This is a genomic window from Cupriavidus sp. HPC(L) (assembly GCF_000307735.3).
Lineage (GTDB): Bacteria > Pseudomonadota > Gammaproteobacteria > Burkholderiales > Burkholderiaceae > Cupriavidus.
Genome location: NZ_AMPR02000268.1, coordinates 19268 through 29097, shown reverse-complemented (window position 1 = coordinate 29097; position 9830 = coordinate 19268). Strand labels below are relative to the sequence as shown.

Genomic DNA, 9830 nt, shown 5'->3' with positions numbered 1-9830 from the left:
TCGATGGCGCTGGCGGTCGAACGCGCCTATGCCGGCGCCGGCGTGGCGCTGGAAGGGCTGGTGGTCACGCGCTACGCGCACGGTCTGCCGACCGGGCACGTGCGGGTCATCGAGGCCGGCCATCCGGTGCCGGACGAGGCCGGCGAGCGCGCCGCCGCGGAGATCCTGTCGCGCGTGCAGGAGCTCGGCCCCGAGGACCGGCTGATCGTGCTGGTCTCCGGCGGCGGCTCGAGCCTGCTGTCGCTGCCGGCCGACGGCGTGTCGATGGCCGATCTGCGCGCCACCACGCAGGAGCTGCTGCGCTGCGGGGCGCCGATCACCGAGATGAACGTGGTACGCAAGCATCTGTCGCGTATCCAGGGCGGGCGCCTGGCCCAGGCCAGCCGCGCGCCGGTGACCACGCTGATCGTCTCCGACGTCGCCGGCGACGATCCCAGCGCCATCGCTTCCGGCCCGACCGTTGCCGATCCCAGTACCTATGACGATGCGCTGGCGATCCTGCGCCGCTACGAGGCACGCGTGCCACCGGCTGTGCAGGCCTATCTCGAAGCCGGCGCGCGCGGCGAACATGCCGAGACGCCGAAGCCCGGCGATCCGCTGTTCGCGCGCGTCGACAACCGCATGATCGCCACCGCCCACGGCAGCCTGGCCGCCGCCGCCGGCGTGTTCCGCGCGCACGGCGTGACGCCGGTGATCCTGGGCGACACCGTCACCGGCGAGGCGCGCGAGGTGGCGCGCGTCTACGCGGCGCTGGTCCGGGAGATCCGCGCGTACAATGCGCCGTTTGCCGCGCCGGTGGCGCTGATTTCCGGCGGCGAATGCACGGTGACGCTGCCCAAGGACGGCGCCGGACGCGCCCGCGGCGGCCGCTGTTCCGAATTCCTGCTGTCGCTGGCGATCGAACTGGAAGGCGTGGCCGGCGTCCATGCGATCGCCGCCGATACCGATGGCATCGACGGCTCCGAGGACAATGCCGGCGCGCTGGCCGGTCCCGACACGCTGGCCCGTGCGGAGGCGGCCGGCATGCCGGCGCGTCGCCAGCTGGAGGCGCACGACGCCTGGGGCCTGTTCGATGCGATCGGCGACCTGGTCGTGACCGGCCCGACCCGTACCAACGTCAACGACTACCGCGCCATCCTGATCCTGTAATCGCCGATCGCCGTTCGTCCGCCGCCGCCCGCTCAATCCCCACGCTTTCGATTTGCCGAAGTCATGACCCAGACCCTGACCATCACCCGCCCCGACGACTGGCACCTGCATCTGCGCGACGGCGCGGCCCTGGCGGCGGTGCTGCCCGATACCGCGCGGCAGTTCGCGCGCGCCATCGTGATGCCGAACCTGAAGCCGCCGGTCACCACGGTGGCGCAGGCCGAGGCCTACCGCGCGCGCATCCTGGCCGCGCTGCCGGCCGGCCTGTCATTCGAACCGTTGATGACGCTCTACCTGACCGACAACACGCAAGCCGACGAGATCGTCGCCGCCAAGGCGAGCGGCTTCGTCCATGCGGTCAAGCTGTATCCGGCCGGCGCCACCACCAACAGCGATGCCGGCGTGACCGATATCCGCCGCTGCAGCGCGGCGCTGGAAGCGATGCAGCGCGTCGGGCTGCCGCTGCTGGTGCACGGCGAGGTCACCGACAGCGAGATCGACCTGTTCGATCGCGAGGCAGTCTTCATCGAGCGCGTGATGACGCCGCTGCGGCGCGATTTCCCGGCGCTGAAGGTCGTGTTCGAACACATCACGACCAAGGACGCGGCCGACTACGTGCGCGAGGCCGACGGTCCGATCGGCGCGACCATCACCGCGCATCACCTGCTGTACAACCGCAATGCCATCTTCATCGGCGGCATCCGCCCGCATTACTACTGCCTGCCCGTGCTCAAGCGCGAGACGCATCGCCAGGCGCTGGTCGCCGCGGCGGTATCGGGCAATCCGCGCTTCTTCCTGGGCACCGACAGCGCGCCGCACGCGCGCGGCCTGAAGGAACATGCCTGCGGCTGCGCCGGCTGCTATACCGCGCTGCATGCGATGGAGCTGTACGCCGAGGCCTTCGACGCGGCCGGCGCGCTCGACAAGCTGGAAGGCTTCGCCAGCTTCCACGGGGCCGACTTCTACGGCCTGCCGCGCAATACCGGCACGCTGACGCTGCGGCGCGAGCCGTGGCAGCTACCCGAAGCGCTGCCGTACGGCGAGACCGAGCTGGTGCCGCTGCGCGGCGGCGAAACGCTGCAATGGAAGGCCTCGCTGGCCGCCTGAGCGTTGGGTGCGCGCGGCACTGAGCCGGCAGCCGAGCGTCCGCGGTCCACGGGGGACGTGGCGCTCCAGCTGGCCGGGATCGACTGGTCCCGGCCCTGGTTTGCGCCTTTCGCCGAGGCGGGCGCCGCGATCGCGGCCCACGTTTGCCAGGGCCGGCCGGTCCATGCGGCGCTCGACGCCGTCGCCACCGCGCGAGGGCTGGCCAATGCCGCCGGACTGCCTCTGCGCTTCGTCCCCCAGCAGGCGCTGCCGCCCGGCACCGCCTACGAGGCGCATATCCACGCGCATGGCGAGGTGCCGACGCGCGACAACCTGCACGATGTCTTCAACGGCCTGATCTGGCTGCATTTCCCGCGGACAAAGGCGATGCTGAACCGGCTGCAGGCCGAGGCCATTGCCGCGGACGGCGTGCAGCCGACGCGCGGGCCGTTGCGCGACGCGGCCACGCTGTTCGACGAGAACGCAGTGCTGTTCGTCAGCGCGGAGCCGCTGCTGGAAGCGGCGCTGCGCGGATTCCGCTGGCGCGAGCTGTTCGTCGAGGGCCGGGATGCGTGGCACGGCCGCTGCACGGTGGTGCCGTTCGGCCATGCCTTGCTGGAAAAGCTGGTCGCGCCCTACAAGTCCATCACCGCGCACGCCTGGCCGATCGCCATGGCGCCCGCGGATCCGCGTCCAGGCTCGCTGGACGCGCCGCTGGCCCAGACGCTGGCGCGGGCCGAGCTGCGCGGCCGAAGCAGCTTCGCGCCGCTGCCGGTGCTCGGCATTCCGCACTGGTGGCCGGCCAATGCCGACGCCGGGTTCTACGACGACGCCACGGTGTTTCGTCCTGGCCGCCGCGCGGACGTCGGCGCATCGAGGAACGGCGGGACCCATGCAAAGGTGCTAGACTGCGGCCCGCGAAGCAGGACAGACAACCGCTGCTCGCCTGGCAACGGGCGAGGGGAGGAAAGTCCGGACTCCACAGGGCAGGGTGGTGGCTAACAGCCATCCACGGCAACGTGCGGAATAGGGCCACAGAGACGAGTCTTCGCGCCGGGTTCGCCCGGTGCGAAGGGTGAAACGCGGTAACCTCCACCCGGAGCAATCCCAAATAGGCAGACGATGAAGCGGCCCGCCGAGTCTGCGGGTAGGGAGCTGGAGCCGGCCGGTAACGGTCGGCCTAGAGGAATGGTTGTCACGCGCGCGCGGACCGCAAGGCCCGCGCGTCGCGCACAGAATCCGGCTTATCGGCCTGCTTCGCTTCGAATTCGCTTCCCGGTGCGCCGCACCGGGAACGCTTCCACGGCGCCAAGGCGCCGGCATCAAGTTCCCGCTATTACACTTCGACCAGTTCGACGCTATGGCTGATCTCGGCCGTCTTGGCGAGCATGATCGACGCCGAGCAGTACTTGTCGTGCGACAACTGCACCGCGCGTTCGACGGTGGCCGGGTTCAGGTTGCGGCCGGTCACGGTGAACTTGAAGTGGATTCGGGTGAACACCTTTGGATCCTCGGCGGCCCGGTCGGCCTGCAGCGTGACCGAACAGCCGCGCACATCGTGGCGTCCGCGCTTCAGGATCAGCACCACGTCATAGGCGGTGCAGCCGCCGGTGCCGAGCAGCACCATCTCCATCGGCCGCGGCGCCAGATTGTGGCCGCCGCCCTCGGGGGCCCCGTCCATCGCGACGAGGTGACCGCTGCCGGTCTGCGCGACGAAGCTCATGCCGTCGTTGCCCATCCAGGTGACCTTGCATTCCATTTCGTTCGTTCCTGCTCTCAATGTTTCGTTTCGGGACTGCGACGCGTGTGCATCGTACCCCTTGCATTTTCCTCAAATTTTCCTTGCGCCGTGTGGTGTCTTTGCCGCCTGAACGGCCGGAAAACCGAGGGAAACCTCTAAGATGTCAGTTTCGTGACATATCTCTGTGGGACTAAGTCGTTGAATTTTAAGTATTTCTGCGGAGCGGCGTCATCGTGACAATTTTTTGCATTACGAAATGCCGTTTCGCACTGCAAATTTTCTTGCGTCGCACAAGCGGTCATGTATAATTCGAACCATTGAACGACGGCGCGCCGAAGGCCCGCCAGAGTGCGAAAGCGAAGGGTGGTCGAAGCGACCGAGACAGTCTCCCGACGCCAGTCCGCACCGCCGGCCCCGTCCCGTTGTTCTCCCAGTGTCTCCTCCACCCTCCTCCTTTGGTGGATTCAAACCCAAGCCTCAGCGGCTTGGGTTTTTTTTCGTCCCTGCGCGGTTTTTGCCCCAGCAATGTGGCCTGCCAGGCGCGGCACGGCTCCATCCCTTGACGGCACACGCAATGTTTGCTTGTGCCGAGCGGCGAACCTCAAGTATAATCGAGGGCTTTTCCGTCATGCCCGCGGAAGAAGAACTCAGGGAGAGCCTGCACACACAAGCAGGAAGGTCAGGTCCAAAGGGCCGGCCGACGACGCAAGTCATGTTACGGGCAGGTTCTACAAGTCTCAGGAAAGATCATGAAAACCTTTTCCGCCAAGCCTCATGAGGTAAAGCGCGACTGGTTCGTGATTGACGCGACGGACAAAGTCCTCGGCCGTGTCGCCAGCGAAGTGGCACGCCGTCTGCGCGGCAAGCACAAGCCGGAATTTACTCCGCACGTCGACACGGGCGATTACATCATCGTCGTCAACGCGGCCAAACTGCGTGTCACCGGCACGAAGGAAACCGACAAGAAGTACTACCGTCACTCGGGCTACCCGGGCGGTATCTACGAAACCACGTTTGGCAAGATGCAACAGCGCTTCCCGGGCCGTGCCCTGGAAAAGGCTGTCAAGGGCATGCTGCCGAAGGGGCCGCTGGGCTACGCGATGATCAAGAAGCTGAAGGTGTACGCCGAAGCCGAGCATCCGCACGAAGCGCAGCAGCCCAAGGCGCTGGAAATCTAAGGGGGCCATCCATGATCGGAAATTGGAACTACGGTACTGGCCGCCGCAAGAGCGCTGTGGCTCGTGTCTTCATCAAGTCGGGCAAGGGCGACATCGTCGTCAACGGCAAGCCCATCAACGAGTACTTCGCTCGCGAAACCTCGCTGATGATCGTGCGCCAGCCGCTCGAACTGACTGCCCACGCGCAGACCTTCGACATCAAGGTCAACGTGACCGGCGGCGGCGAAACCGGCCAGGCCGGTGCGGTGCGCCACGGCATCACCCGCGCGCTGATCGACTATGACGCCACGCTGAAGTCCGCGCTGTCGAAGGCCGGCTTCGTCACCCGCGATGCGCGTGAAGTCGAGCGTAAGAAGGTCGGTCTGCACAAGGCACGTCGTCGCAAGCAGTTCTCGAAGCGTTGATGCGCCGGGCGATCCGGGATCCTGTCCCGGATTGCGCAGCCAGCAAGAACCGCACGCCTGCCGTGCGGTTTTTGTTTTGTGGGCATCGTCGACCCGAGCGTCGCCGCCGACAGCGTTGTTGTGGCATCACGGTCGGACGGGCAGTTGGCCGCACAATGCATCGTCATGGATACAATGGCGCTTTCCCAAGTTCCCCAGTGAGGCCGCGATGCTGTTTTCGAAGAAGAAAGGGTTGACGATCGACACCCTGATCGGTCGCCAGACCGTCGTCGAAGGCGACCTGCACTTCTCGGGCGGCCTGCGGCTCGACGGCCGCGTGCGCGGCAATGTGCTGGCCGTGGCCGAGCAGCCGAGCATGCTGGTGGTCAGCGAGTCCGGCGTGGTCGAGGGGGAGGTCAAGGTCGGCCATCTGGTGCTGAACGGCACGGTGACCGGTCCCGTGCATGCCGCCGAGCTGCTCGAGTTGCAGCCACAGGCACGCGTGCAGGGCGAAGTGCATTACGCGGCTCTGGAAATGCACCAGGGCGCAATTGTCGAGGGCCGTCTGGTTCCGCTCGGGAACACCGAGCCCAAGGCGTTGCCCAACCTGAAACTGGCCGCAGGCAGCGAGGAAAGCGCCTGAGGCCGCGCGCCAGGAAATACGCGTGCACCATGCCCCTTGAATCGATGGGGGATCGGCACGATCTTTCCAGTGCGCTTAGAATACCGGCGTATCTAAATAGGAGAACCCCATGAACGCAGTCGCAGAGGCACCCATTACCGAGGACGTGCCGGCCCCGTTCGTCTTTACCGACAGCGCCGCCGACAAGGTCAAGCAGTTGATCGAGGAAGAGGGCAATGCCGATCTGAAACTGCGCGTCTTCGTGCAGGGCGGCGGTTGTTCCGGCTTCCAGTACGGCTTCACGTTCGACGAGGAAGTGAACGAGGACGACACCACGATGGTGAAGAACGGCGTCACGCTGCTGATCGATTCGATGAGCTACCAGTACCTGGTCGGCGCCGAAATCGACTACAAGGAAGACATCAACGGCGCCCAGTTCGTGATCAAGAACCCGAACGCCACGACCACCTGCGGTTGCGGCTCGTCGTTCTCGGTCTGACGCCAGTCCGCCTCAGCGAAAAGCGCACCTCGGTGCGCTTTTTTGTTGTCTCTTTCCGACCGGGTCCGCGCCTTACTGCGCCGCGCGCCAGACCACCGGAAACCAGTCTTCCCGCATTCGTTCGCCGTTGGCAAGCCCGATACCAGGGAAGGGCGGCGAGGTGCGGCCGGGACGCTCTACATAGCGGACGTCGTCACCGAGAAAGCGCGCCGAGAACGCGCGCCGGCGTCCGCTTCCGGTATTGCCCGCGGCGCCATGCACGGTGCGGAAGTCGAACACCACCGCGTCGCCCGGCTCCAGTTCCGGCGTCAGGATCCGGTGCGAGCCGTCTTCGACGTCGGGCATCTCCATGAAGGCATCGTCGCCGGCATAGAAGTTGTCGTTGCTGGCCCAGCGCTTGGGCCGCACCAGCTTGGGCCAGCGATGCGAGCCGAGCACCACGCGCAGCGTGTTCGCCGTGGTGACCGGGTCCAGCGGAATCCAGTAGCTGGCAGTCTGCCAGCCATCGACGCAGTAATAGGGCAGGTCCTGATGCCAGGGCGTCGGCTTGGCGGTGCCCGGTTCCTTGACGAGGATGTGCTCGTGAAAGACCTGCGCCGCTTGCGAGCGCATCAGCTGTCCGGCAATCGCGGCCGCCGGCGATTCGCGCATGAAGGCGGCAAAGGCGGGGATCCGCTGCCAGTTGCAGTAGTCCTCGAAGAACCGGCCGCTCTCGCCGGCGCGCACATTTTCGATGGCAAACGGCCCCGGTTCGGCCAGGTTCTGCTCGAAGCCTTCGCGCAAGCGCTCGACCCAGCCGCTGAAGGCACCGCGTAGCACCAGCGCGCCGTCGCGCTGGTAGGTCTCGATCTGTGTGGTGGTGATTTCCATCTGCTCCCCCCGTTGATATTTGTCCGCCACGCCAGTATCGAGCCGCCGCCAAAATAGGGAAAGCATATATTCTCTATGTTCCAATATAGCCATCTGCTATAGATGGGCCGCGACTGCGCCGAGCCGCCACCGATGATCGCCTTCTCCTTCCGCCAACTCGAATATTTCGTTGCCGTCGCCGAGCAGGGCAGCATCAGCGGTGCGGCGCGCGTGCGCCATGTTTCTCAGCCGTCGGTGTCGCTGGCGATCGGCCAGCTCGAGCAGATCCTCGGCACGCCCTTGTTTCGCCGGCAGGTCAGCCGCGGACTGGAGCTGACGCCGGCCGGCCAACGGCTGCTGGCGCGCGCCCGCGACATCCTGGCGCTGGCGGCCGGTATCGGCGCCGAAGAGAGCCAAGCGGCGACGCTGAGCGGCCAGCTGTCGCTGGTCTGCTTCCAGGACCTCGGCCCCTACCATGTGCCCGCGCTGCTGGCCGGGTTTCGGGCCCGCCATCCCGGCGTCGCGGTGACGCTGTTCGAAGCCGACCTTGCCACGGTCGCCCGCACGCTGCACGCCGGCAAGGCGGAGCTGGCGCTGACCTACGACCTCGGCTTCGATCACCGCGTGCTGCGCTGGCGTCTTGCCGAACTGGCTCCCTACGCGCTGCTGCCGGCCGACCATCGGCTGGCCGCGCAGCCGGACGTCAGCCTGGCGGAACTGGCCGGCGAGCGGCTGATCCTGGAGGACATCGCGCAGACACGCGAGTACTTCCTGTCGCTGTTCTGGGCGCACGGCCTGTATCCGCAGCTGCATCAGTACACGCAGACCTTCGAGATGCAGCGCGGGCTGGTCGCGCACGGCTATGGCGTGGCGCTGTCGTGCACCCGTCCTGCCGGCGACCGCAGCTATGACGGCACGCCGATCGCCTGCCGGCCATTGCGCGAGACCGTGACGCCGCAGCGCGTGGTGCTGGCGCGGGCCGAGTCGATCCGGCCCTCGCCGGTCGCGGAGGCCTTCATTCAGTGGGTAGAACAGGAGCGGGGCGCCGCGCCGTTGCGCGACGAGGCGCAAGGCAGCGCGGACCGCTAGGGGAGGCCGGCGCGGCGCCGGGGCAGATCAGCGCCGACAGTTCAGCGTGGACAGTTCAGCGTGGACAGTTCAGCGTGGACAGTTCAGCGTGGACGGTTCCGCGTGGAGAGTTCAGCGTGGATAAATCGCGCCGAGTACGCGCGGGCCGGCGGCGCCGGTCACGGTCGGCATGTTCCCTGGCTGCCGCCGCAGGCATTGGCGCGCCAGCCAGGCAAACGCGAGCGCCTCGACCTGCGAAACCGGCACGCCGAAATCGTCCGTGGTCTGAACCGTCACGCCCGGCAGCGCGGCCGCCAGGCGCGTCATCACGAAGCCGTTGCAGGCACCGCCGCCACAGACGATCAGGCGCCGCGCGTCGGGCGCATAGCGGCGGATATCCCGGGCAATCGCTTCGGCGGTGAGCGCCGCCAGCGTAGCCTGCACGTGCTGGGGGTCGCGTTCGGCGTCCTGTAGCCGTGCGTCCAGCCAGGCCGGATGGAACAGGTCGCGGCCGGTGCTCTTGGGTGGGGATTGCTTGAAATAGGGCTCGTCGAGCAGCCGCGCCAGCAGCGCCTCGTCGATGCGGCCGCCGGCCGCCCAGTCGCCGTTGGCGTCGAACGGCAGGCCGCGATGGCGGGCGATCCAGTGGTCCAGCAGCGCATTGCCGGGGCCGCAGTCGAAGCCGATTACCGGCCCGCCATTGCCGGGCAGCACGCTGATATTGGAGATGCCGCCGATATTGCAGACCACGCGGGTTTCGCCGGCCAGGCCGAACAGCGCCTGATGCACGGCCGGCACCAGCGGCGCGCCCTGGCCGCCGGCCGCGATATCGCGGCTGCGGAAATCGGCGACCACGTCGATGCCGGTCAACTCGGCGAGCAGCGCGGGATGCTGGCTCTGGCGCGTATAGCCGATGCCGTCGTAGCGGCCCGGACGATGACGGATGGTCTGGCCGTGCGCACCGATCGCCGCGACGGCGTCGGCCGGCACCGCGGCGTCCCGCAACAGCGTGGCCACGCAGTCGGCGTAGACGCGCGCCAGCGCGTTGGCGGCCAGCGCCTCGCGCTGGATCTCGTCGTCGCCGGGCTGCTGCAGCGCGCCGAAGGCGGCGCGCAGATCGTCGGGGAAGGGTTGGTGGCTGGCCGCAAGGACCCGCGGCTGCGCCGCGGCGAAGTCCACCAGCACGCCGTCGGCGCCATCCATGCTGGTGCCGGACATCAGGCCGATCAGGAGCTCGGGGCGCGTGGTGGACATC

Annotated in this window: 10 protein-coding genes, 1 other RNA gene and 1 pseudogene; 9 read left to right on the top strand and 3 right to left on the bottom strand. The window is 67.4% G+C overall.

From position 1 onward, the window contains the following. The 4 genes and pseudogenes from B551_RS15370 to rnpB form a co-directional block, all read left to right on the top strand. The coding region (locus tag B551_RS15370) for a glycerate kinase (protein ID WP_043440039.1) at positions 1 to 1149 on the top strand (1149 nt) is incomplete at its 5' end. 63 nt (positions 1150 to 1212) lie between these two features. Continuing rightward, positions 1213 to 2256, top strand: a complete 1044-nt coding sequence (gene pyrC, locus B551_RS15365) for a dihydroorotase (RefSeq protein WP_006576933.1) — start codon at positions 1213 to 1215, stop codon at positions 2254 to 2256. 57 nt (positions 2257 to 2313) lie between these two features. Continuing rightward, positions 2314 to 3099: pseudogene (locus B551_RS15360) on the top strand (DUF3025 domain-containing protein); the annotation flags it as partial. A gap of 55 nt (positions 3100 to 3154) precedes the next feature. Beyond that, positions 3155 to 3498: RNase P RNA component class A (gene rnpB, locus B551_RS25365), an RNA gene on the top strand. A gap of 73 nt (positions 3499 to 3571) precedes the next feature. Here rnpB and B551_RS15355 read toward each other — a convergent pair. Further along, the gene (locus B551_RS15355; RefSeq protein WP_006576931.1) at positions 3572 to 3994 is read right to left on the bottom strand and encodes an OsmC family protein; all 423 of its coding nucleotides are present in this window, start codon (positions 3992 to 3994) and stop codon (positions 3572 to 3574) included. A 731-nt stretch (positions 3995 to 4725) separates the two neighbouring features. Here B551_RS15355 and rplM point away from each other — a divergent pair. The 4 genes from rplM to erpA all read left to right on the top strand — a co-directional run bounded on the left by rplM (position 4726) and on the right by erpA (position 6658). After that, entirely contained in the window at positions 4726 to 5154 is a 429-nt protein-coding gene (rplM, locus tag B551_RS15350; protein WP_006576930.1) for a 50S ribosomal protein L13, read from the top strand. A gap of 11 nt (positions 5155 to 5165) precedes the next feature. After that, positions 5166 to 5558 (top strand): 30S ribosomal protein S9, encoded by a 393-nt coding sequence (rpsI, locus tag B551_RS15345; protein WP_006576929.1) that lies wholly within the window; start codon positions 5166 to 5168, stop codon positions 5556 to 5558. A gap of 208 nt (positions 5559 to 5766) precedes the next feature. Then, positions 5767 to 6180, top strand: a complete 414-nt coding sequence (locus tag B551_RS15340; protein WP_006576928.1) for a polymer-forming cytoskeletal protein — start codon at positions 5767 to 5769, stop codon at positions 6178 to 6180. 109 nt (positions 6181 to 6289) lie between these two features. Further along, on the top strand, positions 6290 to 6658 hold the full coding sequence (gene erpA, locus B551_RS15335; RefSeq protein ID WP_006576927.1) for an iron-sulfur cluster insertion protein ErpA: 369 nt from the start codon (positions 6290 to 6292) through the stop codon (positions 6656 to 6658). A 72-nt stretch (positions 6659 to 6730) separates the two neighbouring features. Here erpA and B551_RS15330 read toward each other — a convergent pair whose 3' ends face one another. Then, on the bottom strand, positions 6731 to 7528 hold the full coding sequence (locus B551_RS15330) for a phytanoyl-CoA dioxygenase family protein (protein WP_006576926.1): 798 nt from the start codon (positions 7526 to 7528) through the stop codon (positions 6731 to 6733). 132 nt (positions 7529 to 7660) lie between these two features. On the opposite strand from B551_RS15330, the gene B551_RS15325 reads away from it, so the two are divergent. Then, positions 7661 to 8596 carry a LysR substrate-binding domain-containing protein gene (locus tag B551_RS15325; RefSeq protein ID WP_043440033.1) on the top strand — a complete coding sequence of 312 codons (936 nt, stop codon included), beginning with the start codon at positions 7661 to 7663 and terminating at the stop codon, positions 8594 to 8596. 111 nt (positions 8597 to 8707) lie between these two features. Here the strand turns inward: B551_RS15325 and B551_RS15320 are convergent, their stop codons facing one another. After that, positions 8708 to 9829: an anhydro-N-acetylmuramic acid kinase gene (locus B551_RS15320; protein ID WP_006576924.1), complete on the bottom strand. Its 1122-nt coding sequence runs from the start codon at positions 9827 to 9829 to the stop codon at positions 8708 to 8710. Position 9830 lies beyond the last annotated feature (1 nt).

Bases quoted from the DNA above. Each gene is read 5' to 3' on its own strand.
- B551_RS15320 (WP_006576924.1), bottom strand. From the start codon at position 9,829: ATGTCCACCACGCGCCCCGAGCTCCTGATCGGCCTGATGTCCGGCACC.
- B551_RS15330 (WP_006576926.1), bottom strand. From the start codon at position 7,528: ATGGAAATCACCACCACACAGATCGAGACCTACCAGCGCGACGGCGCG.
- pyrC (WP_006576933.1), top strand. From the start codon at position 1,213: ATGACCCAGACCCTGACCATCACCCGCCCCGACGACTGGCACCTGCAT.
- rplM (WP_006576930.1), top strand. From the start codon at position 4,726: ATGAAAACCTTTTCCGCCAAGCCTCATGAGGTAAAGCGCGACTGGTTC.
- erpA (WP_006576927.1), top strand. From the start codon at position 6,290: ATGAACGCAGTCGCAGAGGCACCCATTACCGAGGACGTGCCGGCCCCG.
- rpsI (WP_006576929.1), top strand. From the start codon at position 5,166: ATGATCGGAAATTGGAACTACGGTACTGGCCGCCGCAAGAGCGCTGTG.
- B551_RS15340 (WP_006576928.1), top strand. From the start codon at position 5,767: ATGCTGTTTTCGAAGAAGAAAGGGTTGACGATCGACACCCTGATCGGT.
- B551_RS15355 (WP_006576931.1), bottom strand. From the start codon at position 3,994: ATGGAATGCAAGGTCACCTGGATGGGCAACGACGGCATGAGCTTCGTC.
- B551_RS15325 (WP_043440033.1), top strand. From the start codon at position 7,661: ATGATCGCCTTCTCCTTCCGCCAACTCGAATATTTCGTTGCCGTCGCC.